This window comes from Bradyrhizobium genomosp. I (2014) (genome assembly GCF_000261685.1).
Taxonomy (GTDB): domain Bacteria; phylum Pseudomonadota; class Alphaproteobacteria; order Rhizobiales; family Xanthobacteraceae; genus Bradyrhizobium.
In genome coordinates, this window is record NZ_AJQE01000085.1 from 1 (window position 1) to 22,859 (window position 22,859).

Annotated in this window: 25 protein-coding genes; 14 read left to right on the forward strand and 11 right to left on the reverse strand. The window is 64.6% G+C overall.

The genetic code is table 11. The features are described 5' to 3' along the window. From IC50_RS07995 to IC50_RS08010, 4 genes are all read left to right on the forward strand, one after another. Positions 1-411 (forward strand): EAL domain-containing protein (locus IC50_RS07995; RefSeq protein ID WP_035702784.1); only part of this gene is annotated, 411 nt, incomplete at its 5' end. 203 nt (positions 412-614) lie between these two features. Next, complete coding sequence (locus IC50_RS08000) at positions 615-1,592, forward strand: tripartite tricarboxylate transporter substrate binding protein (protein ID WP_035702786.1); 978 nt, start codon at positions 615-617, stop codon at positions 1,590-1,592. A 153-nt stretch (positions 1,593-1,745) separates the two neighbouring features. Next, a complete protein-coding gene (locus IC50_RS08005; RefSeq protein WP_035702789.1) occupies positions 1,746-2,231 on the forward strand; it encodes a tripartite tricarboxylate transporter TctB family protein in 486 nt (161 codons plus the stop codon). Between the two features lie 4 nt (positions 2,232-2,235). Further along, complete coding sequence (locus IC50_RS08010; RefSeq protein WP_035702791.1) at positions 2,236-3,744, forward strand: tripartite tricarboxylate transporter permease; 1,509 nt, start codon at positions 2,236-2,238, stop codon at positions 3,742-3,744. A gap of 86 nt (positions 3,745-3,830) precedes the next feature. Here the strand turns inward: IC50_RS08010 and IC50_RS08015 are convergent, their stop codons facing one another. After that, positions 3,831-5,525: a bifunctional diguanylate cyclase/phosphodiesterase gene (locus IC50_RS08015; RefSeq protein WP_035702795.1), complete on the reverse strand. Its 1,695-nt coding sequence runs from the start codon at positions 5,523-5,525 to the stop codon at positions 3,831-3,833. 221 nt (positions 5,526-5,746) lie between these two features. On the opposite strand from IC50_RS08015, the gene IC50_RS08020 reads away from it, so the two are divergent. After that, on the forward strand, positions 5,747-6,007 hold the full coding sequence (locus tag IC50_RS08020; protein ID WP_035702797.1) for a hypothetical protein: 261 nt from the start codon (positions 5,747-5,749) through the stop codon (positions 6,005-6,007). Between the two features lie 6 nt (positions 6,008-6,013). On the opposite strand, the gene IC50_RS08025 is transcribed toward IC50_RS08020, so the two are convergent. From IC50_RS08025 to mtgA, 3 genes are all read right to left on the reverse strand, one after another. Next, positions 6,014-6,667, reverse strand: a complete 654-nt coding sequence (locus IC50_RS08025) for a hypothetical protein (protein ID WP_035702803.1) — start codon at positions 6,665-6,667, stop codon at positions 6,014-6,016. Positions 6,668-6,810: 143 nt separating this feature from the next. After that, a complete protein-coding gene (rpmF, locus tag IC50_RS08030; protein ID WP_007598106.1) occupies positions 6,811-6,993 on the reverse strand; it encodes a 50S ribosomal protein L32 in 183 nt (60 codons plus the stop codon). Between the two features lie 170 nt (positions 6,994-7,163). Then, a complete protein-coding gene (gene mtgA / locus IC50_RS08035) occupies positions 7,164-7,838 on the reverse strand; it encodes a monofunctional biosynthetic peptidoglycan transglycosylase (RefSeq protein ID WP_035702805.1) in 675 nt (224 codons plus the stop codon). A gap of 169 nt (positions 7,839-8,007) precedes the next feature. On the opposite strand from mtgA, the gene IC50_RS08040 reads away from it, so the two are divergent. Both IC50_RS08040 and IC50_RS08045 read left to right on the forward strand, forming a co-directional pair. Further along, entirely contained in the window at positions 8,008-8,931 is a 924-nt protein-coding gene (locus tag IC50_RS08040; RefSeq protein ID WP_035702867.1) for a polyprenyl synthetase family protein, read from the forward strand. A 9-nt stretch (positions 8,932-8,940) separates the two neighbouring features. Further along, positions 8,941-9,633: a DUF1345 domain-containing protein gene (locus tag IC50_RS08045; protein ID WP_035702807.1), complete on the forward strand. Its 693-nt coding sequence runs from the start codon at positions 8,941-8,943 to the stop codon at positions 9,631-9,633. A gap of 43 nt (positions 9,634-9,676) precedes the next feature. On the opposite strand, the gene IC50_RS08050 is transcribed toward IC50_RS08045, so the two are convergent. Both IC50_RS08050 and IC50_RS08055 read right to left on the reverse strand, forming a co-directional pair. Continuing rightward, positions 9,677-11,476, reverse strand: coding sequence for a caspase family protein (locus IC50_RS08050; protein WP_035702815.1), 1,800 nt, complete (start codon positions 11,474-11,476; stop codon positions 9,677-9,679). Positions 11,477-11,648: 172 nt separating this feature from the next. Continuing rightward, the gene (locus tag IC50_RS08055; protein WP_035702868.1) at positions 11,649-12,077 is read right to left on the reverse strand and encodes a GFA family protein; all 429 of its coding nucleotides are present in this window, start codon (positions 12,075-12,077) and stop codon (positions 11,649-11,651) included. A gap of 112 nt (positions 12,078-12,189) precedes the next feature. On the opposite strand from IC50_RS08055, the gene IC50_RS08060 reads away from it, so the two are divergent. The 3 genes from IC50_RS08060 to IC50_RS08070 all read left to right on the forward strand — a co-directional run bounded on the left by IC50_RS08060 (position 12,190) and on the right by IC50_RS08070 (position 15,266). Then, on the forward strand, positions 12,190-12,564 hold the full coding sequence (locus IC50_RS08060) for a nuclear transport factor 2 family protein (RefSeq protein ID WP_035702816.1): 375 nt from the start codon (positions 12,190-12,192) through the stop codon (positions 12,562-12,564). A 187-nt stretch (positions 12,565-12,751) separates the two neighbouring features. Further along, a complete protein-coding gene (gene bla, locus IC50_RS08065) occupies positions 12,752-13,609 on the forward strand; it encodes a class A beta-lactamase (protein WP_035702817.1) in 858 nt (285 codons plus the stop codon). 49 nt (positions 13,610-13,658) lie between these two features. Beyond that, the gene (locus IC50_RS08070) at positions 13,659-15,266 is read left to right on the forward strand and encodes a Na+/H+ antiporter (protein WP_035702818.1); all 1,608 of its coding nucleotides are present in this window, start codon (positions 13,659-13,661) and stop codon (positions 15,264-15,266) included. Between the two features lie 23 nt (positions 15,267-15,289). Here the strand turns inward: IC50_RS08070 and IC50_RS08075 are convergent, their stop codons facing one another. Then, positions 15,290-16,102 (reverse strand): N-acetylmuramoyl-L-alanine amidase family protein, encoded by an 813-nt coding sequence (locus IC50_RS08075; RefSeq protein ID WP_035702819.1) that lies wholly within the window; start codon positions 16,100-16,102, stop codon positions 15,290-15,292. A gap of 137 nt (positions 16,103-16,239) precedes the next feature. After that, positions 16,240-17,136, reverse strand: a complete 897-nt coding sequence (locus IC50_RS08080; RefSeq protein ID WP_035702823.1) for a TauD/TfdA dioxygenase family protein — start codon at positions 17,134-17,136, stop codon at positions 16,240-16,242. A gap of 132 nt (positions 17,137-17,268) precedes the next feature. Here IC50_RS08080 and IC50_RS38380 point away from each other — a divergent pair, with 132 nt between their 5' ends. Beyond that, positions 17,269-17,658, forward strand: coding sequence for a DUF7662 domain-containing protein (locus IC50_RS38380; protein ID WP_050990933.1), 390 nt, complete (start codon positions 17,269-17,271; stop codon positions 17,656-17,658). Beyond that, the gene (locus tag IC50_RS08090) at positions 17,651-18,073 is read left to right on the forward strand and encodes a type II toxin-antitoxin system VapC family toxin (RefSeq protein ID WP_035702825.1); all 423 of its coding nucleotides are present in this window, start codon (positions 17,651-17,653) and stop codon (positions 18,071-18,073) included. The genes IC50_RS38380 and IC50_RS08090 overlap by 8 nt, the downstream gene beginning before the upstream one ends. 6 nt (positions 18,074-18,079) lie before the next feature. Here the strand turns inward: IC50_RS08090 and ispG are convergent, their stop codons facing one another. The 3 genes from ispG to IC50_RS08105 form a co-directional block, all read right to left on the reverse strand. Beyond that, positions 18,080-19,363 carry a flavodoxin-dependent (E)-4-hydroxy-3-methylbut-2-enyl-diphosphate synthase gene (gene ispG, locus IC50_RS08095; protein WP_035702827.1) on the reverse strand — a complete coding sequence of 428 codons (1,284 nt, stop codon included), beginning with the start codon at positions 19,361-19,363 and terminating at the stop codon, positions 18,080-18,082. A 142-nt stretch (positions 19,364-19,505) separates the two neighbouring features. Then, the gene (locus tag IC50_RS08100; RefSeq protein ID WP_035702828.1) at positions 19,506-20,489 is read right to left on the reverse strand and encodes a DMT family transporter; all 984 of its coding nucleotides are present in this window, start codon (positions 20,487-20,489) and stop codon (positions 19,506-19,508) included. A gap of 35 nt (positions 20,490-20,524) precedes the next feature. Then, positions 20,525-21,019: a Fur family transcriptional regulator gene (locus tag IC50_RS08105; RefSeq protein ID WP_035702830.1), complete on the reverse strand. Its 495-nt coding sequence runs from the start codon at positions 21,017-21,019 to the stop codon at positions 20,525-20,527. Between the two features lie 157 nt (positions 21,020-21,176). On the opposite strand from IC50_RS08105, the gene IC50_RS08110 reads away from it, so the two are divergent. Continuing rightward, positions 21,177-21,659 (forward strand): MarR family winged helix-turn-helix transcriptional regulator, encoded by a 483-nt coding sequence (locus tag IC50_RS08110; RefSeq protein ID WP_035702872.1) that lies wholly within the window; start codon positions 21,177-21,179, stop codon positions 21,657-21,659. Continuing rightward, the gene (locus IC50_RS08115) at positions 21,652-22,821 is read left to right on the forward strand and encodes an HlyD family secretion protein (RefSeq protein ID WP_035702832.1); all 1,170 of its coding nucleotides are present in this window, start codon (positions 21,652-21,654) and stop codon (positions 22,819-22,821) included. The genes IC50_RS08110 and IC50_RS08115 overlap by 8 nt, the downstream gene beginning before the upstream one ends. Positions 22,822-22,859 lie beyond the last annotated feature (38 nt).

Here is a 22,859-nt window from a genome sequence, read left to right on the forward strand (position 1 = left end):
CTCGAGGTCACGGAGACGGCGCTGCTCGATGACGGCGAGGCGACGGTCGACATCCTGCACCAGCTCCGCGCGTTAGGGGTGCGCGTCAGCCTCGACGATTTCGGCGTTGGCTATTCCTCGCTGAGCTATTTGCGCAAGTTTCCGTTCGACCGCATCAAGATCGACCGCTCCTTCGTCGGCACGCTCGGCGAAAGCCCGGAGAGCGTGGCCATCGTCCGAACGATCGCAAGCCTCGGCTCCGTGCTTGGCGTCGAGACCACGGCGGAGGGGGTGGAGACCAAGGCGCAACTCGATTTCGTCCGCGAATGCGGCTGCACCGCCGTGCAAGGCTACTATTTCGGCAGGCCGTGTCTCGCATCGGAGGTCGGCCGCGCCATCGAGAGGCTGAACCTGGTCCGGCGCGTGGCCTAGCGGCGTCGGCGCCTCAAATTCCGTCTCTCGGCACGCAGCCAAACGACGAATTGTCGCATGTGCCGGCTCTGCCGGCATTGCGTGACCGGCCGTCCCGCACGGTCCGCGCAATGCGCTTTTCTTCTTTCTCAATTTCAGGAACAATCGCCTCACAAGAACAGAGACGGCGGTCACAAAGAGGCCGCTGCGAGGGAGGCGTTTCGATGTCAGGATACAGGCTGAAGACGATCGCATTTGCCGCTGTGCACGCTGTCATCGGCGCATTGCTCTCTACTGCCGCCAGTGCGCAGGACTACCCCACCAAGCCCATCACGCTGATCGTGCCATGGCCGGCCGGCGGCTCGACCGATATCTCGATGCGCGCGATCGCTGACAGCGCCTCGAAGATCCTGGGTCAGCCGATCGTGATCGACAACAAGGCCGGCGGCGGCGGTACCGTCGGACCGGCGACGATGGCGGCGGCCGCGAAGCCGGACGGCTATACCATCTCTCAGATCCCGATCACGGTGTTCCGCCTGCCGCTGATGCAGGAGGTGTCGTGGGATCCGGCGAAGGATTTCACGTATATCGTCCATCTCACCGGCTACACCTTCGGTGTGACGACCAGCGCGGAGTCGCAGTTCAAGAGCTGGAAGGACGTGGTGGAGTTCGCCAAGGCGAACCCGGGCAAGGTGACCTACGCCACACCGGGCGCCGGCACTTCGCTGCATATCGGCATGGAGCAGATCGCCGCGATGTCCGGCATCAAGCTGACGCAGGTCCCTTTCAAGGGCGGCGCCGAGACCAACGCCGCAGTGCTGGGACAGCACACGATGCTTCAGGCGGACTCCACTGGATGGCGACCCCTGGTCGACGCCGGCAAGCTGAAGCTGCTGATGGTGTGGACAAGCGCGCGCTCGCCGAACTATCCCGATGTGCCGACGCTGAAGGAGCTCGGCTATCCCATGGTCTATGATTCCCCGTTTGGCATCGCCGGCCCGAAGGGCATGGATCCGAAGATCGTGGCCAAGCTGCACGACGCCTTCAAGAAGGCGATCGAGGATCCTGCGGTCGTCGCCACGCTCGCCAAGTACGACATGGTTCCGAACTACAAGAACACCGAGGACTACAAGAAGTTCGTTGCTGAGGTCACGGCGTCCGAACGCAAGGTGATCGAGACGCTCGGGCTTGCGAAGAAGTAGCGTTCTGCTGCCTGCCACACAGATGCTGGCGTCATCCTGAGGTGCGAGCCGCACTTACGGCTCGCCTCGGAGGATGGATTGGGGCACCGCCGCCCTTCGAGGCTACGCTGCGCTTCGCCACCTCAGGACGACGGTGATCCGAGAGCATTCCAGATGAACAACCAAACCAACGTCAAACTCCGCCTCTCCAACTCCGAACTCTGGGGCGGGCTGATCGGACTCGGGCTCGGCGGCTTCGTGATCTGGCAGGGCCTGAAGCTGAAGCTCGGCACCATCAACGATCCCGGCTCCGGTTATGTGCTGTTCTATACGGGCATCCTGATGTGCGTGTTCGCAGGCGCCATCATCGTCTCGGCGATCACCGAGGGCGGTCCGACGCTGGCCTCGCGCTGGGAGAATATGCGCTGGAGCAAACCGCTTCTCCTCATTACCTGCCTCACTGCGTTCTCCTTCGCGCTGGAGCCGCTGGGCTTCCTGCTGTCGTCGATCCCGCTGATGCTTCTGCTGTTGCGCCTGATCGATCCGGTGCGCTGGACCCTGGCGGTCCCGATCGCCGTGCTGGTGCCACTGGGCATGTGGTGGGTGCTCAAGCGGCTGCTGTTGATCCAGCTGCCCTCAGGCCTGTTCGGGATCGGTTGAGCGCATGGATACGCTTGTCAATGTCGCCCATGGATTCGGCGTCGCGCTGCTGCCGATCAACCTGCTCTACTGCTTTATCGGCGTCTTCATCGGCACGCTGGTCGGCGTACTGCCGGGCATCGGGCCGATCTCGGCGATGTCGCTGCTGCTGCCCGTGACGCTGTCGGGGACGCCGGAATCCGGCATCATCATGATGGCCGGCATCTATTACGGCTCGATGTATGGCGGCTCGACCACATCGATCCTGGTCAACATTCCCGGCGAGGCAGCCTCCGTCGTCACCTGCATCGACGGCCACCAGATGGCGAAACAGGGGCGCGCGGGCCCCGCGCTCGGCATCTCCGCTTTCGGCTCCTTCGCCGCCGGCACCTTTGCGCTAATCGCCTTGATGCTGGTGGCGCCGAAGCTCGCCAGTGTCGCCATCGCGTTCGGCCCGGCAGAGTATTTCAGCCTGATGGTGCTCGGCCTCGTCGTACTCACCTTCCTCACCCAGGGATCGATGCCAAAGGCACTGCTGATGGCGTGCATCGGTGTCGTCCTCGGGCTGGTCGGGCTCGACAGCATCAACGCGCAGCCGCGGCTGACCTTCGGCCGCATGGAGCTGATCGACGGCATCGGCCTCGTGCCCGTCGTGATGGGCCTGTTCGGCGTCGCCGAGGTTCTGCTCAACACCGAGCAGGCCATCAAGCGCGACATCATCAACACCAAGATCACCCATCTCCTGCCCAACAAGGAGGACTGGAAGGCGAGCGCAGGTCCGGTCGGCCGCGGCACCATCCTCGGCTTCTTCCTCGGCATCCTGCCGGGCGGCGGCGCGGTGGTGGCGTCATTCGCCTCCTACGCGCTGGAGAAGCGGCTGTCGAAGACGCCGGAGCGTTTCGGCCATGGCGCGATCGAAGGCGTCGCGGGGCCGGAGTCGGCGAACAACGCCGCGGCGGGCGGCGCCTTCATTCCGCTGATGACGCTCGGCATACCGCCGAATGTGGTGATGGCGCTGCTGCTCGGGGCCTTCGTCATTCACGGCCTGCAGCCGGGACCGCTGCTGATCACGCAAAACCCCGGCCTGTTCTGGGGCATCGTCGCCAGCATGTATATCGGCAACGTCATGCTGCTGATCCTGAACCTGCCGATGATCGGCATGTGGGTGCAGCTGCTCAAGCTGCCCTACAACATCCTGTTCCCCCTGATTATCCTGTTCACGATCCTCGGCGTCTACTGCTCGAGCAACAATGTGTTCGACGTCCATGTGATGATCGCGTTCGGGATCATCGGCTATTTCATGCGCAAGCTCGGCTATGAGCCGGCGCCACTGGTGCTCGCCTTCGTGCTGGGGCCGATGATGGAGAACAATCTGCGCAAATCGCTGATCCTGTCGCAGGGCGACCTCTGGACCTTCGTGCAGCGACCGATCTCGGGGGTGTGTCTCGTGTTTGCACTGGTGCTGCTGATCGCACCGTTGCTGCCGTCGCTGCGCAAGAAGCGCGAGTTGGTGGCGCTGGATGAGGGAGCGTGAGGATTTTGTAGCCGCTGCGCCATCTCCTCGTTCTCCCCCTGCGGGAGAGGGAGGCGAGATCGCCGCGCGATTGAGACGACGAGCTCCTACCCCGCCGCAGGCAGCGCGCTATCGGTCACCGCGTTCCACGGCCGCTCGGCCGATGCCAGCCCGATCAAACGGCCCTGGATGTAGTCACAGCCCCACTCATGCAGCATGCTTGCGGCTTCCTCGTCCTGCACCCACTCGGCCACGGTCTTGATGTCGAGGCGCCGGGCGAGGTCGATCAGGGTCTGCACGAAGGCGCGGTCGTCGGCGGAATGGGTGATGTTCTGCACGAAGGCACCGTCGATCTTCACGATATCCACGCCGAGCTTGCGCAGGTTTCGGAACGAGGTGTAGCCGGCGCCGAAATCGTCGATGGCGATGCGGCTGCCGAAATGCTTGAGGCGGCTGACGAAGGCGCGAACGTCGTCGATGTCCTGGATCGCGACCGTCTCGGTGATCTCGACGATCAGCCGCTCGGCAACACCGGGATGTGCCAGCATCAGCGACTCGATCCCGGCCCACCAATCCGGATCCATCGTCGTGTCCGGCGAGATGTTGAGGCTGAGACAGATGTCGGGCGCGGCAGCGAGCTCGGCGACCACGAGTTCGAGCACGCGATGGTCGACCAGACGGATCAAGCCGAGCCGCTCGGCGACCGGCACGATGTCGGGCGCGAGCAGCACCTGGCCATCGCCCTGGTCCATCCTCACCAGGCATTCGTGGAATGCGCGCTCGCGCGAGGCGGCCGAGACCACCGGCTCATAGGCAAGCTTGATGCGGCGCTCGTTCAGCGCAGTGACGATCTCGTCGGTGACACGAATGTTGACCCGGCGCTGCGCGTCGCGCGCGGCATCCGGGCGCCACGCGGCGAACGAGCCGGCGCGGCGGCGCTTGGCGGCGTCCAGCGTTTCATGGGCGCGGTTGACGGCTTCATCGGTGTTGCGGGCATAGCGCGGCAGGCTGACCGCGCCGATCGACGCGGTGACAGAGACCGGTCCGGATTTCGTCGGCACCACTTCGTCGCGGATGCCGGTGAGGAAGCGCTCCGCGGCGACGTTCATGTCGTCGACGGTACAGTTCTTCAGGATCAGGCCGAACTTGTTGCCGGAGAAGCGTCCGAGCACGTCGCCGCCGCGCAGGCGCGAACGAATGCGCTTGGCGACTTCGAGGATCACGGCGTCGGCAACGTCGAAGCCGAAGGCGTCGTTGACGCGGGCGAGATGATCGATACCGACCAGCATGAAGGCCGCGGTCGAGCGGAAGCGGCTCGTCTCCTCGATCGCCTCAGCCAGTGCCGCGACCAGATGCGAGCGGTTGAGCTCACCGGTCAGGGGATCGAGCCGGGCCAGCTTGGCCAATTCCTCGTCGCGGGCATGGCGCTCGTTGTTGATGCGGACAGAGCCGATCGCGCGCGTGGGGCGGCCGTCGGGACCGGCAAACCAGCGGCCGGTCTCCTCGACCCAGATCACTGGATCGGAGGCGCTCATGCGCACGCCGTACTCGACCCGGTAGGGCGTGCCGTCGGCGCCGTGGACGGCGGAGGTCTGCGCCAAGGCTGCGGTCCGCAGCGTTTGCGCGGGCTCGATCAGCTTGGCGAATTCGGCGCCGGTCGCGAGCCGCTCGGCGGGAATACCGGGAAAGATGCTGGCGACCTGTTCACCCCAGGCGATGGCATCGCTGGCGATGTCCCAGGCGAACACGGCCTGCCCGAGGGCGGCCAGGATGTCGGAGGCTTGCGGCAATGCGGGGGTCAAAATCGCCTCGTTCTGGGACAGTGGAGAAGTCCTGAGCCGGCACAGGATAGAGCCGGATTCGTCCCCGACCCTAGGCAAAGTTGATAAACAATTTGGAAACCACGTTTCCGAAGGCGTCGGAACCAAACCGGCCCGGGCGGCATAGGCCTTGCGAGTACAGGACTCGCACCGGCGCTGGCGTCCCGAAACGCGACAATCTCGCCGGATCAACGGTGATTGCGATGTTGAGTACTGAACGATCGGACACGGCGGACAACGGCACGGGCACGGCCCTGGTGCCGCTCATGCCGACGTTGCAGTGGGTTCAGAAGGCGCCGCTGCCGCGCCCCGATCCCAGCTTCGTTACCCAGCTGATCGCCAATGCCGAATATTTGCCCCAGACCGGCCGGCTCCGCCGCGCCTCTTCCGAAGATGCGCGAATGGCCTATGGCAGCAAGCGTCCGCTGGGAAGCGTCAGCGCGCGGACACGGCAGGTGGCTTGAGGCTGATCAGCGCGGCGGCGTATCGGGCGAGGGCGGCGTACCGTTGCCCGGCTGAAGATGCGGCGAGGGAATTTCCGGCGAGGGTGAGCCCTGAACCGGCTTCGGCGCTGGATGATCCATCAGCACGGATTCGGCGACGGATTGCGCCGAGGATGCGGGCGGCACCACCGGCGCCGGCTGCGGCGCAATCACCGGCTCGAACCTGGAGGCAGCCTCCGCATCATCCGCCGGCGGTTCGGCCGTGCGCTTGGCCTTGCGTGGCGCCGGCACCGTCGTCTCGGCGATGTAGGTAACGCGACGGCGCGTGCGCTGGGCAATGCCGCCGAGGAAGTCGGCCATCGCCAGCAAAACCAGCAGGAAGTAGGTGGAGTTGCCGAATTTAGGCCACATCACGAATTCGGCGGCGGCGGCGCCGAAGACGATCAGCGATAACAAATGATCCATCAGGAATTTCGAGCCCGGCCGCGCACCCTTGACCACTTCGAGCAGCAGCAGAACCACGCCGAGCGCGAGCAGGAGATCGGCGAGCGTGACCGGCCAGGTCTCGCCCGTGACCATCGGCACCTGGAACAGCACGTCCGAAAAGGACACGCTGGGCATCAGGAAGGCGATGATGTTGTACACCGCGAGCGGAATCAGAAGCAGCGGGAAACCGACCATCGGCGAAATGCCTTCTCGATCAAGATATCCGGACAGAACAATGCAGCGGCGAAGCATTTGCTCCGCCGCCGTCACCGTCTAGCTCATGGGTTGGCCGAAATCACGCGGGTTCAATCATCCCGCCTGAGGGAAAGGTCCTGTCTTCAGGACTCTTTCTTCTTCAGGACCTGACGGCCCTTGTACATGCCGGTCTTGAGGTCGAGATGGTGCGGACGACGGAGCTCGCCGGAGTCCTTGTCTTCCACATAGGTCGGCTTCTTGATGGCGTCAGCCGAGCGGCGCATGCCACGGCGCGACGGCGAGGTTTTTCTTCTCGGAACGGCCATTTCAATATCCTCTAGGGATTGGTGTCATCAGGGCATCGTCCGCGAAGGGACGGCTCAGCACCCGCAATACGAGGCGAGCTGAATGCCGATCAAGGCCGCGCTTATAGAGGAAGGCCGGCCGTAAAGCTAGGCTCTTGGGCCGGAAAATGCGTCCGGAACGGGCCAAAAAATCAGCGATTTTCGCGCCAACAGATCGCAAGCGAGTTCGCCTGCCCCCGCGCCATGTAGGTTGCCGCCAGCCGCCGGACACCCGGGCCGGGGGTTTTGGCGCTGCGTTTGACCGGATTTGGCAGGATGGAGGCCAGAAGGGCCGCCTCTCGCGGGGAAAGGCTGGCGGCCGATTTGCCGAAGGCAAAGGCGCTGCCCGCCTCGACGCCAAACTGGCCCCGCGGGCCGAACTCGGCGACGTTGAGGTAAATCTCCAGGATCCGGGGCTTGGGCAGGACGAAATCGATCCAGAGCGCCAGCGGGAATTCGAGCGCCTTGCGGACGAAATCCCGCCCCTGCCAGAGGAACAGGTTTTTCGCCACCTGCTGGGTGATCGTGGAGGCGCCCCGGAATGGCGTACCATCCTCCTGGGCGTCGTCGATCGCCTCGCGCAACGCGCCCCAATCGATGCCATGATGCTTGCAGAAATGGGCATCCTCTGCCGCCACCACCGCGCGCGGCAAATAGGGCGACATTTCCGCCAGATCGATCCACTCCCGCTGCATCGGCGCACCGCGAAGCGAGCGCCAGGCCATCAGCGTCGAAACGGGATGGCCGGTGCGATAGAACGGCGCGATCACATAGGGCGCGAGAGCCACGACCACGAACACTGCCAGCAGGATTTTGACGATGCGCAAATCGATCTTTCCGGCGCAAAATGAAACGCGGCCACGGGCTGGACCATTAAGTCTGTGATTATTCGGGCCTTTTCCAGCACTTTTTAGGCCTTCCAAACGATTGACTGGGGCGGGCGCATAAAGGATTGTCCCGCCGAATTTTAGTTCTGGAGCCTTGGAGCCCTTCTTGATGACCGGCACGTCCCCGTCCGATTTCGCCAAACGTCTGGACAAGACCGCTGATGACACCGAGGCCCTGCTCGGGCGCCTGCTGTCGGACGACATCCTGCACGACGAAATCGCCCGGCCCAAGCGACTGATGGACGCAATGCGCTATTCGAGCCTCAACGGGGGCAAGCGCCTGCGGCCGTTCCTGGTGGTCGAGAGCGCGGCCGTGTTCGGCGTTCCGCGCGAGGCGGCTCTGCTCGCCGGCGCGGCGCTCGAGTGCATCCACTGCTATTCGCTGATCCATGACGACCTGCCGGCGATGGACAATTCGGACCTGCGCCGCGGCCGCCCCACCCTGCACAAGAAGACCGACGACGCCACCGCGATCCTCGCGGGCGACGGCCTGTTGACGCTCGCCTTCGACATCATCACCCGCGACGAGATCCATCGCGACGCCAATGTGCGGTTGATGCTGACGCGCGCTTTGGCGCGCTGCGCCGGCATCGGCGGCATGGTCGGCGGCCAGATCCTCGATCTCGCCGGCGAAGGCCGCTTCGGTGGCAACGAGCCGATCGATGTCGCCCGTATTCAGCAGATGAAGACCGGCGCGCTGCTGCGCTATGGCTGCATCGCCGGCGCGATCCTCGGCCAGGCCTCGAGTACGGAATATCAGGCGCTCGACGATTACGGCCGCGCGCTCGGCGAAGCCTTCCAGATCGCCGACGATCTGCTCGACGTCGAAGGCGATGCGGCAGCCCTCGGCAAGCCGGCCGGCGCCGATGCCGCGCTCGGCAAGACCACCTTCGTCACCCAGCTCGGCATCGACGGCGCAAAGCAGCGCGTGCGCGACCTGCTCGCGCGCGCCGACAGCGCCGTGTCGATCTTCGGCGATCGCGCCGCCGTGCTGCAGGCCGCCGCGCGCTTCGTCGCCGAACGGAAGAACTGACGCAGACAGATGGCGGTCGAGGGCAAAGAAGACCCCGTCCTTGTCCGCTTCCGCCAGATGTCGCGGCCGATGCGGCTGCTTTATGCCCGGCCGCGGACGTTCATTGCGCTCGCCGTCGGCATCCTCGTCTGCCTGCTGCTGCCGGGCTCGTACCGGCTGGTGACGCGGCTCCTGTTCGGCTGGGATGCACTGATCGCGGCCTATCTGGCGCTGGTCTACGCAATGATGCTCTGCAACGACCACCAGCACATCCGCCGCGCCGCCGCGATGCAGGACGACGGCCGCTTCGTGATCCTGCTGGTGACGGCGATTGGCGCCTTCGCCAGCATCGCCGCGATCGTCTCCGAGCTCGGCACGCCGCATCGCGGCGGCCTGGATCTGACGATCGCGATCATCACCATCGTACTGTCATGGGCTGCCGTGCACACGACCTTCGCGCTGCATTACGCGCATGATTACTACCGGAACGCCAAGCCGGGCGGCCTGCAATTCCCGAGCGGCGACAAGGAAGACCACGCCGACTACTGGGATTTCGTCTATTTCTCGTTCGTGATCGGCATGACGGCGCAGGTCTCCGACGTCGGCATCACCGACAAGACCATTCGTCGCACCGCGACGGCGCACGGCATCGTGTCCTTTATCTACAACACGGCGTTGCTGGCGCTGACGGTGAACATCGCGGCGAGCGCGATCTCAAAATAATCTGTCGTCCCGGCCCTCGCCGGGACGACCCATCAAGTGGCGGTCAGTAACACACCTCGGCATTGGCGTCGTTGCCCGGGCCGCCGCCGCCGCGATATTCGAGACGGCAACCGCGATGGACCGGACGACAACCGGTGTTGTTGCAGTAGATCTGCCCCCCGCTCGTCGCGCGGCCGGCGCCAGCAGCAGCAATACCGGCGGCACCATAGCCGCCCGCCGCGCCGCCAGACTGACGACGCTGCCGTGCGGGACGCTCGTCGCCGTCGTCGCGCTTCGCGGTCGCAGGCCTGGCCGGCTTGGCGGCACGCTGCTTTTCGCATTCATTGTCATCGTTGACCGCATAACCCTCGCGGCAGACGATCCTGGTGCACTTGTCACCATCGGTCTTGAAGCCGTGCTCGCAGACCAGCGGGCAGACGCGCGATGGTTTTGACTTGACCGCATCGAGCGCGTCGGCGCTCGCCATCTTCACGTCGAGCTTGGTGCCGGCATAGCGGTTGAACTGCGACAGCGATCGCTGCGAGGACGTATTCCAGTTGCCGTCGGCCTGCCCGGAGAAACACCCGACGCGACCGAGCTCAGTCTGCACCGAGCGGTTGAGATCGGCCGGCGCGGTTGCCGGGGTCAGCGAGGCGACGCTCGTGCCCGCGGCGCTCGTCGTGCTGGCCGGCGCGGTGCTCGGCGCCGTGGCGGCGAGGTTGACGCGTTGCTGCTCGGCGGCAGCCGCCTGCTGCTGCGCCTGCTCCTTGGCCTTCTGCGCGGCAAGCTGCGCCTGCTCGGCGGCCTTCGCATCGGCCGCAGCCCTGGCCTGCGCATCCTTTTGCGCGCCGACCGCAGCAAGGCGATCGCGCTCAGCGTCGGCCCGCTTCGCCTTCTCGATGGCCGCGACGTGAGCCTGCTCGGCGCCGATCTTTTCGAGCTGAAGCTTGGCGAGGCTCGCATAGAAACCGTCGGGATGCTGAGCGAGGAACGCTTCCCACGCCGGCCTGTTGCCGACCTGGAGCGCGAGCTCGTAGTCACGGCGGATATCAGCCTGGGGATTCGCCGCCGGCGTTACGGCCGCGACCTTGACCGGCACCAGCGGCACGTCCTCGCCACCGAGCGAACCGTAGACGAAGGGCTCCTGCTTGTTGCCCGTCGATTTGAGCACGTCGTCACGCACGAAGCCGAAGGCGCGGCGGACGTCGAGGCCCGGCGTCGTCAGATGCTTCGACAGCGCAACCGTGAACGGGCTATTGGCCCCGTCGCCGTCCTGCGCCGTGAACCCGGCCTTGGCCGAATAGGCAATCAGCGTGTTGGGGCTGGTCGGCTCGACCTGGGCGAGACCACGCCCGATGCCGCGCGAGGCGATCGTGCGCTTCATCCTCTTGCCGAACGGATTGTCGCGGCAGGCATCGAGAATCACCAGGCGAAGCTGCTTTGCCGGCTCGACCGCGACCAGGACACGGTCGAGCGAGAGCGCCTCGTCGTAGACATCGGTGTCGCGCTCGAGCTTGGCGTCCACCGGGATCAGATAGTTCGAGCCCTCGACCTCGATGCCGTGTCCGGCATAGTAGACCACGGCGATATCGGCATCGCGGGTCGCGTCGGCGAAGTCGCGCAGCACGCGCCGCGTATCGAGCGCCGACAAATCGTGCCGGGACTCGACGACATCGAAGCCCGCCTCCTTCAGCGTGTTCGTCATCACGGAACCGTCGTTGACGGGGTTGGCGAGCGAGGGCGCGTGCTGATAGGCCGAATTGGCGAGCACCAGCGCGACGCGCTTTCCGGCAAAAGCGGGCCCGGCACCGAACAGCAGGCCGAGCGCGACGAAAAGCGGACAAAGTCTGAGCAAATTGCGCATGACACGACTTCCGATGGTTCGGGGCCGCTTGGGCCCTTTGGGACCGCTTTAGCAAGATTCACCGCGGGCGCTTGTGATGGAGGTCACGAAGGGTGCCAACGACAAGCCGAAAGGCCACTTTTTTGTTTGTCGCACCAGCGGGATCGCGGTTCGCCGGGAGGATCGGGTTCCCTCAGACAACACCGATGTGCTCCCGATATTGCGGCAGATTGTCCGTAATTTCATGCCAAGGCGCCTTCGAGCCGACGAAAATATGGGCGCTCGGCCTGATCGAGGGGGCGTCGACCAGGGTCCCCATGGCGACATGGACCCATTGTCCTTCACGCACCCGGGAATAGAGCAGCGAGCCGCAGCGGGAACAATGGGCATCATGGGTGGTATCGTCGCCGAAGATCATCCGTAGGTCCCCACCCTGGACGATGCGGAGCTTGTCCTGCGGGATGCCGGCGAACGGTTTGAAGGCGGCGCCGGTGGTGCGGCGGCAGTTCGAGCAGTGGCAGTTCATCGCATAGGAGAACGCATCCGCCACTTCAAAGCGGACAGCGCGGCAATAGCATTCGCCGGTGAGAATACGTGCGTTCGAATTGTCTGAACCGGTCATGACGATGCCTTCGCGCAAATGGCTGACAGACCCATAGCGCATTTTGATGCGTACGACTAAGTTCCGCCCAAGCAATCATGCAAGGGCAAGCCATCATGCAAAGGGATGACCCATGAGCCAGAACCGTTCGAGCGTCGAAGCCGTCGTGCAATCCTATTTTGACGGGCTCTATGAGGGCGACGCGGAAAAGCTCGGCGCCATCTTCCATCCCTCCGCCGACCTGCGCTGGGTCGAGAAGGGCGAGCTCCAGGTTCTGACCGTGCCCGACTGGCTCGACCGCGTCCGCAAGCGCGCCTCCGCCAAAGCCGAAGGCAAGCCCCGCGAGGATTTCATCGTCACCATCGATCGTTCCGACGACAAGACCGCCTTCATCAAGGTCAAATGCCAGCTGCCGCCACGCTATTTCACCGACTATCTGGTGGCGATGAAGCTCGCCGATGGCTGGCAGATCGTATCGAAATCGTACAGGTATGACCTGCGGGAGTGAGTCCTCCAGATCTTCCGCTGCCTGAAATCTGTCGCACTCGTTCTCCATTCGTCATCGCGAGCGAATCGAAGTGACCCAGAATCTCGCCGCGGAGGCAGACTGGATTGCTTCGCTCCGCTCGCAATGACGGTGCGGATGAAGCGCACGCTACATCCCTACCCCGTCTGACCCACGCCAAAGGTCTCCCATGCTTCTCGATCGCCGCTCCCTGCTCGCCTCCCTGTGCTGGATCGCCGCTTCTCCCGCGCTTGCCGCGCAGGCGCCGGCCGAGCTCGAAGCCTATGAGCGCGACAGCGGCGGGCGGGTCGGGGTCCATGCGGAGAACCTTGCGACCGGCGCAAAGCTCGCCTGGCGCGCCGACGAGCGGTTCGTCATGTGCTCGACATTCAAGGCCTCGCTTGCGGCCTGCGTGCTGGCGCGGGTCGATCGCGGTGAGGAGCACCTTGCGGCCATGATCCCTTACGGCCAGGCCGACCTGCTCGAATACGCACCGGTCGCCCGGCAAAATCTCGCGGCCGGCAAGATGTCGGTCGGCGAGATGTGCAAGGCGATCGTCGAACTCAGCGACAATACCTGCGCCAATCTGCTGCTGGCGCGGATCGGCGGGCCCGCCGCGCTGACCGCATTCTGGCGGTCGCTCGGGGATACCACCTCGCGGCTCGACCACAACGAGCCAGAGCTCAACCGCTCACCGCCCGGTGATCCCCGCGACACCACGACGCCGGCGGCGATGGCGGGCAATCTGCGGCGGCTGGTGCTGGGCGAAGCCTTGTCCGCGCAATCGCGCCTCCAGCTCACCGACTGGATGGTGAATTGCAAGACCGGCGCGAACCGGCTGCGTGGCGGGCTGCCGCCAAGCTGGAAGATCGGCGACAAGACCGGCAACAACGGCAAGGATGCGTCGGGCGATATCGCGGTCGTCTGGCCGAAGCCCGACGTGCCGATCCTGATCGCGGCCTACACTCAGGGCGGCTCGCCGAATGCGGCGCAGATCGCGGCTTTGTTTGCGCAGATTGGACGAATGGTAGCCGGCCGGCTGGCGTGAGCGACACCGCATTGACGGTGCAGGCGCTTCCGGTTCAAGACAAACCACTATGGAAGCGAAGTTTCAGACCTTTCTCATCCTGCTCGCCGTGCTGGCAGGCGTGGCGCTGGCCGCGCGCCGGTTCAACGTCGCCCCTGCCATCCTGCTGATGCTGGCCGGCGTCGGCCTGGCCTTCGTGCCGGGCATGCCGCCGGTCGAGCTGCCGCCGGAACTGGTGCTCTTGATGGTGCTGCCGCCGCTGATCTACTCCGCGAGCGTCGCCATGAGCTGGCGCGAGTTCAGGAACAATCTGCGCCCGATCGTGCTGCTCGCGGTTGGCGCGGTGATCTTCTCCGCGGCGATGGTAGCGGCCGCCACGCACTACATGATCGGCCTGCCCTGGACCATCGCCTTTCTGCTGGGAGCCATCGTCGCGCCGCCCGACGTGGTGGCGCCGCTCGCGATCGCGCGCCGGCTCAACATGCCGCGCCGGCTACTGGTCATCCTCGAGGGCGAAGGGCTCGCCAATGATGCCACGGCGCTGATCCTCTATCGCTTTGCGCTTGCCGCGATCATGGTCGGGCATTTCTCGCTGCCGCTCGCGGCCGGCGAATTCCTCCTCATCGTCGCCAGTGAGATCGCCTTCGGCATCGGCGTCGGCTGGCTCTCCCTTCGCTTCCGCAAATGGTCGGGGGATCCGCAGGTCGAGCTGACCTTGTCGCTGATCACGCCCTACGTCTCCTACTGGCTGCCCGAGCATGTCGGCGGCTCCGGCGTGATCGCGACCGTCGCCTGCGGCCTCTATGTGAGCTGGAACGGCCCCCTGCTGATCTCCTCGGCGACACGCCTGCAAGGCATCTTCTTCTGGGACCTCATCATCTACCTGATCGAGGGCTTGCTGTTCCTGCTCACCGGATTCCAGATGCGCGCGCTCTACGAGAAATCGAAGGCGTTCCCGCTCGACGACATCCTGATCGCAACCGCCGTGGTCTTGGTGATCGTCGTGGTCGCGCGTTTCGCCTGGCTCTATCCCGCAACCTATCTGCCGCGAATGCTCAGCAAGTCGCTGCGCGCGCGCGATCCGTCGCCACCCTGGCAATGGCCGTTCGTGCTCGCCTTCACCGGCGTGCGCGGCGCGGTGTCGCTCGCGGCCGCGCTGGCGCTGCCGTTCACGCTGCCTGATGGCGAGGTCTTTCCATATCGCGACCTGATCCTGTTCGTCGCCTTCGGCGTCATCTTCGTCACGCTGATCGGCATCGGCCTGACGCTTCCGCCGGTCGTGCGCTGGCTCGGCGTCGCCGAGGCCGGCCGCCATGAGCATGTCGCCGAGCACGAAGCCGAGATCGCCGCCCGCCGCCAGGCGCTCGATGCCGCACTGGAATCGCTCGACGCGCTGACCGTGCAGAAGGACGTGTCCGAAGAAGTGATGCGGCTGCTGCGCGCACGACACGATATCCGGGTCAACCAGCTCCCGGACTCGCTCGATCCCAACCACCACGTCGTCTCAGCCGCCGGCACCGCGCTGACCCGCGACCTGATCGCCGCCGAAAGGAGATTCATCCACGATCTCCTGCGCGACGGCCAGATCACCGACGAGACAAGGCGGCGGATCGAGCGCGATTTGGACCTGGAGGAGGCAAGCCTGGCGAACCGGGAATATCGGGGTGGGCCGCTGTAGGCTTTCGTCATTGCGAGCGCAAACTACCGCCTCGCGCAAAACTCCCCTATCCCCGCTGCGACAGCTCCCGCGATCGCCTCGTGCCGCTCCGGCGAGTTCATCTCCATTTCCTCGTCGCGATTGACGATCGAGCCGGCTTCGAGCAGCACGGCGGCGCTCCTCGTCCGCGACAGCACGACCAGCCCGTCATAGCGGTAGACGCCGACCTCCTTGTCGAGGAGCTGGCGCCGGTAGCGGCCCATCACCGGCAGGGTGTACTGGCTTGCATAATGCAGGCCCTGCTCCTTCAACTGCCTGCCGATCATCCGCGCAAGCATCAGGCTGGTGGCGAAGTGTGGATTTTGCCGCGACACGAACAGCGAGTGACCCGAAAAGCGGTCGCTGAAATAGCTCTTTGCGCCGTCGAATTCCCAGGTCTCGAGCAGCCTGTCCGGCACCGAATCATGATGGACCGACAGGAAGAGATCGGCGCGGCCGTCATTCGCGGCACTGACCCGCTTGAACAGGCTCGGCCGCGCCTTGCCATCGGTGACGAGCAGGCGCGTTGCCGCAAAGCCTTCGGACCTGAGCTTCGCTGTGATGAGTCTTGCGAGAACGAGATTGAAGCCAAACTCCGGATCATTGCGCGCGCTCAACGCGCCGTAGGAATCGGGGGTGTGCCCGACATCCACGACGATCCGAAATTTCGGCATCTCACATTTGGCCGGCGGCGACGGCTTCGGCCTGGGTCTTGCAATCTTTCGCGCGGCAGCAGCCTCGCCGGCATCGACAAGGGCGAGCGACGACAGCAGGATCGACGCGACCAGCCCGGCGATGATCCTGCGCGATTGCCCCAAGCGCTACTCCGCTGCCGCGACCCACGGGCGACGACGAAGCCCGCGATTTGTTTTCGGGAAGATTGGCGCGGGAATTGGAGTGCGTCAACGCAAGATAGCGCTCGCGTCCCGGACGCGACGCAGAGCGTGAGGGGGGGTTAAACCGGCCGCTCCCCCTTCACCGTCACGCGCGTGCCCGAGCGCGTGTGTGGCCAGTAGTCCCACATCGCACGGTGCTGGGTACAGCGGTTGTCCCAGAAGGCGATGGCGTTCTCGGTCCAGCGGAAGCGGCACTGGAACAGCGGGTTCTCGGCGTGCTGGTAGAGATAGGCCAGCATCGCGTCGCTTTCGTCGCGCGGGATGCCGTTGATGTGGCGGGTGAAGCCGCGGTTGACGTAGAGCGCCTTCCTGCCCGTGACCGGATGCGTGCGCACCACGGGGTGCTCGGCATGCGGGTAGCTCGGACGGTCGGCGACGCCGTAATTGGCGTAAAGCCCGCGATAGATCGGTTCGCCATCGTGCAGCGCGGTGAGCCCGTCGAGATAGGCCTTCATGCGGTCCGACAGCGCCTCATAGGCCGCATACATGTTGGCGAACAGCGTGTCGCCGCCGCGCGGCGGGCATTGCTTGATGTAGAGGATCGAGCCCATCGGCGGCTCGAGATCGCAGGACACGTCGGAATGCCAGCCCTCGCCATTGGCGCGCGGCGAGTTCTTGTCGGCGTAGATCTTCATCAGCGCCGGGTCTTCATCCTCGTGCGGCGCGGCCGGATGGAAGTGTAGCTCGCCGAACTTGCGGCCGAAGGCGAGGTGCTGCTGCGGCGTGATCTGCTGGTCGCGGAAAAAGATGACGAGGTTTTCGGCGAGCGCGCGGTGGATCTCGTCCATCTGCCGGTTGGAGCGGGCGTCGCCATCGACGAGCGAGCCGAGATCGACGCCCGAGATTTCCGCGCCGATGATGGGGGTGAGCTTCTCGACCGCGATGGTCTCGTAAGGTGCGCCGTCCTCGGCCGTGTGGCGATAGCGCGGGCCCTGCTTGCCGGCGAGTGAGCTCATGATGCTTCTCCCTTGGTATTTTTGATTGCAGTCATCGTAGGCACCACACGATGAGGCGCAATGGGTTTACTTCAAGTATGTTGACACACTTCTAAAGCTTTAGTATTGTTTTCCGAGCGATGGAGACGAGCCATGGGAAAATATGACCGTCTGGGCGAGTTCCTGAGGTCGCAAAAGACCCGCGAGGTGCCGATGACCTTCGCCGAGATCGAAAGAGTAATTGGCGGGAAGCTGCCTCCTAACTCGCCTCAATATCCGGCCTGGTGGAGCAACAATCCGACGAACAACGTCATGACCAAGGTGTGGCTGGCTGCCGGATTCCGAACGGAACAGGTGGACACAAGGGCGCGCAAAGTCGTGTTTCGACGGACGGAGCAAAGGCCTTCCGAGACCCTGCCCCAGAGGACCAGGAAAAGTGGTCGGCACCCGCTATTCGGTGCCCTGAAGGGAATGGTGCGGATTCCACCGGGCGTGGATTTGACGGAGCCGGCCGATCCAGACTGGGGCAAAGTCTATGAGTGAAGCCGCGCCATTGCTGCTCGACACCAACGCCGCGATATGGGTCGTCGAGGACGAGCCTATCGCGGTGGAGGCTAAGGAAGCGATCGAAAATGCTTACCGCGCGGGCAGCCCGATCTTCGTATCTCCGATCACGGCCTGGGAGATAGGTCTACTTGTTTCGCGCAATCGCATAGGCCTCTCCACCACACCCGAGCGCTGGTTCCAGCGGCTGCTTGCAATCGACGGAGTCCAGCTAGCCAAGCTCACCCCCGATATCTTGATTGCGTCGTCCTTCTTGCCAGGCGAGCCGCCGCGCGACCCTGCAGATCGCATCATGCTCGCGACGACGCGCGACATCGGAGGTACGTTGATCACGCGCGACCGATTGCTGCTCAAGTATGGAGAAGGTGGCCAGGTCAGCACCATCGCGTGCTGACCTCGATCACTCCGCCGCGGTCACCGGCACCTTGGCGCCCTGGCCGTAGCGCTGGTCGATGTAGTCGATCACCAGCGCCTTGAAGTCGGCGGAGATGGTCGGCCCGCGCAGCGTGCGGAACTTCTTGCCGTCTACGAAGACAGGCGCGGCCGGCGCTTCGCCGGTGCCGGGCAGCGAGATGCCGATATTGGCGTGCTTGGATTCGCCGGGGCCGTTGACGATGCAGCCCATCACCGCGACGTTGAGCTCTTCCACGCCGGGATATTTCGTCTTCCAGGTCGGCATCTCATCGCGGATGAAATCCTGGATCGAGCGCGCCAGCTCCTGGAACGTGGTCGAGGTGGTGCGGCCGCAGCCGGGGCAGGCCGCAACCAGCGGCACGAAGGTACGGAAGCCCATGGTCTGCAGCAGTTCCTGGCCGACCTGCACCTCACGGGTGCGGTCGCCGCCGGGCTCCGGCGTCAACGAGATGCGGATAGTGTCGCCGATGCCCTGCTGCAGCAGGATGCCGAGCGCGGCCGACGACGCCACGATCCCCTTCGAGCCCATGCCGGCTTCGGTCAGGCCGAGATGGATGGCGTAGTCGGAGCGCGACGCGAGATCCTGATAGACCGCGATGAGATCCTGCACCGCCGAGACCTTTGCGGAGAGGATGATGCGGTCCTTGGGCATGCCGAGCTCTTCGGCGCGCGCGGCCGAGAGCAGCGCGGACTGCACCATGGCCTCCCGCGTCACCGCGCGCACGTCGCGCGGATTGGGCGAGGCTGCGTTCTCATCCATCAGCTTGGTCAAAAGCTCCTGGTCGAGCGAGCCCCAATTGGCACCGATGCGGACCGGCTTGTCGTTCTTGTTCGCGATCTCGATGATGTCGGCGAACTGGGTGTCGCGCTTGTCCTTGAAGCCGACATTGCCGGGATTGATGCGGTACTTGGCGAGCGCCTCGGCGCAAGCCGGATAGGCCGCGAGCAGCTTGTGGCCGATATAGTGGAAGTCGCCGATCAGGGGCGTCGTGATACCGCGCTTGGCGAGGCCATCGCGAATGTGCGGAACGGCGGCAGCAGCCTCCTCGCGGTCTACGGTGATACGGACCATTTCGGAGCCGGCGCGCGCGAGCGCTGCGACCTGGGCGATGGTGCTGTCGACATCGGCAGTGTCGGTGTTGGTCATCGACTGCACGACGATCGGCGCGCCGCCGCCGACGGCGACGTTGCCGACCTTGACCTGGGTGGTCCGATGCCGGGGCGCCGGGCCCGCGATGTCTGAATCGAGAGGGTTTTCGAGCTTGTTCATGGGGTCCAAATATCAGGTTTTGGTGACGTTCAGCAATGCATCGCGCGGCGCCGCAGCCGATGAGGGTATTCCTCTGAGTTCGAAGTTCGCCTCCCTTGCGGCGCCCCCGAGCGAACTTCGAATTCAAAGGAATACCAAGAACTTATGAATCGAGTGCGGCCTCCGGTTCAGGAGCTCCCTTACGAGCTTGCGGCACCGGGAGAGGGAGCTCCTGAACGGCCGCACTCGGACGGTTAACCAGGAAAAGCCCAGCAATTACAAGGACGGCGGCGGCCCCGAACGCCAGGCTTAGGGTGTCGTGCATGATGAAATAGCTACCCACCACGCCAAACAAAGGGGTGATGAAGGTAAAAGCCGACAATTTGCTGGCCGAATAGGCCTTCACCAGCGCGAACCAAAGCGTGAACGTGGTTCCCACCACCCAGATCGCCTGGAACGCCATCAGGCCAAGCGACAGCGGCGCCGGCATGTGCGTGATGGACTCGCCGAACAGCCAGGCCGCCGTCCCCAGAATCGGGATCGAGGTGGCGACCTGGTAGCCCAGCGCCTTCTCGGGCGCGGCGAACCGCAACCTTGTGCCCTTGGCAACCAGCGTCGTCGCCGCCCAGAGCCCGGCGCCGCCGACGATCATGAGATCGCCGAGCAGAACATGCGAATCGACATTGGGCTGCGGCACGCCGATCGCGAGGGCAACGCCGGCAAAGCTGATGGCCAATCCCAGCCATTGCGAGGCGCCAAGACGTTCGCCGAGCACTTGATAGGAGCCGAGCGCCACGAAGAACGGCGCGGTGTAGAGGAACACCACCGCACGCGAAGCGGACGTGAAGCGCAGCCCCTGGAAGATCAGCACGAATTCGATGCCGAACATCAGCCCGGCGATCAGGCCGGGCTTCCAGGTGCCGTCACGTTCGAAGAAATTGACGCCACGCAGGGTGCCGATGATGAACAACACCGGCAGCGCGCCCATCGAGCGGATCGTGGCCTGTAGCATCGGCGGAATATCCGGCAGCACCAGCTTCACCGCGATCTGGTTGAACCCCCAGGTCAGGCACAGCATGAGCATGAGGGCGATGGCGCCGGCACTGAGGGGACGTGCGGCGGAGGGCACTATCTGAGCTGAGGACATTTCTTCCCGGATACCGGCTTTGCGCCGTTGTTGGTCTATGCAGTCTTCTGACAATGGGTGCAGACGCCCGTGATCTCCACCACGGACAATTTGGGGGCGAAGCCCGAGGCGCGCGCGGCGGCGTTGATATCCCCGGCAAAGGACGCCGACGGAATCTCGCCGACGAGGCCACAGCGCTCGCAGATCAGGAACGCCACAGCCGAGGTCGTATCGTGATCATGGGCGGCGCAGGCGAGATAGGCGTTGCGGCTCTCGATGCGATGCACGAGGCCGTTGGCCATCAGGAAATCGAGGGCACGATAGACCGTGATCGGTGCCGGCCGCGCCATCGACTTGGCGAGTTCGTCGATCACCTCATAGGCGCCGAGCGGGCGGTGGCTGGAGAGCAGCGCTCCCAGCACCTGGCGGCGAATTGGCGTGAATCTCTGCGCGCGCTGCTCGCAGACCGCCTCGGCATGCGCCAGTGCATCCGCGGTGCAGCGGCGGTGATCGTGATCGGGCGCGGGAAATGCCGGGTTCGCGAGGGTCATGCGGCCGACCTTTTAGCATTTCGGCCCGGGAACCCAAAGCACGACACTGCAAACGGCTGCCAGCCATGCCGGCGCCGCGGGACAGCCACCCGGGAATCCGCCATGAAATAATCATAAGCTTGCTTATTATATCTCCTGCTTATTGGAGACCAAGCTCATGACCCGCGGGTCTGTCGACCAGAACTTCCTGTTCACGCTCGCCGAGCTCTACCGCCTGCTGCGCCTCTATGCCGACAAGGAGGCATCGCGCTTCGGCATCACCCGTGCGCAATGGGCGGTGCTGGCCAAGGTGGAGCGCAGCGAGGGCATGAAACAGTCGGAGCTCGCCGAACTCCTGGAGGTGCAGCCGATCACGCTGACACGCCTGATCGACAAGCTCTGCGACAACGACTGGCTCGAACGGCGCAACGACGCCTCGGACCGCCGTGTCAAGCGTCTCTACCTGAGGAAGGCCGGCCGGCAGCTGCTTGGCCGGATGAGTGGGCTGAGGTCCGAAATCACCGCCAACGCGCTCGACGGCATCAATCCGGCAGACGCCCACCGTCTCCTCACCCAACTCGAAACCATCAAGGAAAACGTGCGGACCGCGATCCAGACCAGCGGCGCGGAACAGGCGCGTAGGGAGCAGCACTATGGCTGATCAGGTCCTCAAGTTTCAGCCCGAGCAGAAGAGCGACGGCGGCAAGCCCACCAAGAAGGCCGGCACCGATCCGCGCCGCCGCCTGGTGGCGGGCCTGCGCCGCTATCGCCGTTTCCTGCTCCTGATCGTGCTGCCTGTCCTCGCCGCCATCGGCGGCCTCACCTTCTATCTCAATGGCGGGCGCTATGTCGGCACCGACGACGCCTATGTCGGCGCACAGAAGGTGCTTGTGACGCCTGACATCTCCGGCAAGATTCAGAAGGTCGTGGTGAAGGAAGGCCAGGTCGTCAAGCGGGGCGACGAGCTGTTCGAGATCGACCCCGTTCCGTTCCGCCTCGCCGTCGACGAGGCCAGGGCGCAGTTGATGCAGGCGCAGACGACCTATGACAATCTGCGCGCCAACATCAAGATCTACGGCGACATGCTCAACCTCGCCCAGCAGGGCGTCGAGTTGAAGCAGCGCGACGTCGAGCGCAAGCAGGCACTGGTGAAGAACAATTACGGCTCGCAGCTCGACCTCGACAACGCCGCGAATGCGCTCGTCACGTCCGGGTCCGTCGCGCAATATGTCAGGCAGCAGCTCTCGACGGCGAAGACCCAGCTGCTCGGCGACCCCGACCTGCCGCTGGAGAAATTCCCAGCCTATGCGGAAGCCAGGGCCAAGCTCGACAATGCCGAGCGCAATCTCGACCACACCGTGGTGCGCGCCTCGATGGGCGGCGTGGCGACGCAGGTCGAGCAGATTCAGCTCGGCCGCTACGTCGCCGCCGGCACGCCGGTATTCTCCATCATCGACGTTGCCCATCCCTGGGTCGACGCCAATCCGAAGGAGAGCGACCTCACCTATGTGACGGAAGGACAGCCGGTGACGCTCGAGGTCGACGCGTTCCCGAATCATGTCTTCAAGGGCAGGATCGGCTCGCTCTCGCCCGGCACCGGCGCGCAGTTCGCGATCCTGCCGCCGCAGAACGCCACCGGCAATTTCGTCAAGGTGGTGCAGCGCGTGCCGATCAGGATCTATTTCGACGAGACCGACAAATACGTGCGAAAGCTGAAGGCCGGCATGAGCGTCTATGCCACGATCGACACCGGCCACAAGCGCTCGCTCGCCGGCCTGTTCGGCCTGTCGGCGACCGCGGGGCAGGACAAAGACCAGGACTAAATAGAGACCAAGCGAGAGACTGCGACAGGGACTGATCC

Bases quoted from the DNA above. Each gene is read 5' to 3' on its own strand.
- IC50_RS08100 (WP_035702828.1), bottom strand. From the start codon at position 20,489: ATGTCCTCAGCTCAGATAGTGCCCTCCGCCGCACGTCCCCTCAGTGCC.
- IC50_RS08055 (WP_035702868.1), bottom strand. From the start codon at position 12,077: ATGACCGGTTCAGACAATTCGAACGCACGTATTCTCACCGGCGAATGC.
- IC50_RS08010 (WP_035702791.1), top strand. From the start codon at position 2,236: ATGGATACGCTTGTCAATGTCGCCCATGGATTCGGCGTCGCGCTGCTG.
- ispG (WP_035702827.1), bottom strand. From the start codon at position 19,363: ATGAACAAGCTCGAAAACCCTCTCGATTCAGACATCGCGGGCCCGGCG.
- IC50_RS08115 (WP_035702832.1), top strand. From the start codon at position 21,652: ATGGCTGATCAGGTCCTCAAGTTTCAGCCCGAGCAGAAGAGCGACGGC.
- IC50_RS08070 (WP_035702818.1), top strand. From the start codon at position 13,659: ATGGAAGCGAAGTTTCAGACCTTTCTCATCCTGCTCGCCGTGCTGGCA.
- IC50_RS08105 (WP_035702830.1), bottom strand. From the start codon at position 21,019: ATGACCCTCGCGAACCCGGCATTTCCCGCGCCCGATCACGATCACCGC.
- IC50_RS08050 (WP_035702815.1), bottom strand. From the start codon at position 11,476: ATGCGCAATTTGCTCAGACTTTGTCCGCTTTTCGTCGCGCTCGGCCTG.
- IC50_RS08045 (WP_035702807.1), top strand. From the start codon at position 8,941: ATGGCGGTCGAGGGCAAAGAAGACCCCGTCCTTGTCCGCTTCCGCCAG.
- IC50_RS38380 (WP_050990933.1), top strand. From the start codon at position 17,269: ATGGGAAAATATGACCGTCTGGGCGAGTTCCTGAGGTCGCAAAAGACC.
- IC50_RS08090 (WP_035702825.1), top strand. From the start codon at position 17,651: ATGAGTGAAGCCGCGCCATTGCTGCTCGACACCAACGCCGCGATATGG.
- rpmF (WP_007598106.1), bottom strand. From the start codon at position 6,993: ATGGCCGTTCCGAGAAGAAAAACCTCGCCGTCGCGCCGTGGCATGCGC.
- IC50_RS08020 (WP_035702797.1), top strand. From the start codon at position 5,747: ATGTTGAGTACTGAACGATCGGACACGGCGGACAACGGCACGGGCACG.
- IC50_RS08060 (WP_035702816.1), top strand. From the start codon at position 12,190: ATGAGCCAGAACCGTTCGAGCGTCGAAGCCGTCGTGCAATCCTATTTT.
- bla (WP_035702817.1), top strand. From the start codon at position 12,752: ATGCTTCTCGATCGCCGCTCCCTGCTCGCCTCCCTGTGCTGGATCGCC.
- IC50_RS08000 (WP_035702786.1), top strand. From the start codon at position 615: ATGTCAGGATACAGGCTGAAGACGATCGCATTTGCCGCTGTGCACGCT.
- IC50_RS08040 (WP_035702867.1), top strand. From the start codon at position 8,008: ATGACCGGCACGTCCCCGTCCGATTTCGCCAAACGTCTGGACAAGACC.
- IC50_RS08005 (WP_035702789.1), top strand. From the start codon at position 1,746: ATGAACAACCAAACCAACGTCAAACTCCGCCTCTCCAACTCCGAACTC.
- IC50_RS08080 (WP_035702823.1), bottom strand. From the start codon at position 17,136: ATGAGCTCACTCGCCGGCAAGCAGGGCCCGCGCTATCGCCACACGGCC.
- IC50_RS08025 (WP_035702803.1), bottom strand. From the start codon at position 6,667: ATGGTCGGTTTCCCGCTGCTTCTGATTCCGCTCGCGGTGTACAACATC.
- IC50_RS08110 (WP_035702872.1), top strand. From the start codon at position 21,177: ATGACCCGCGGGTCTGTCGACCAGAACTTCCTGTTCACGCTCGCCGAG.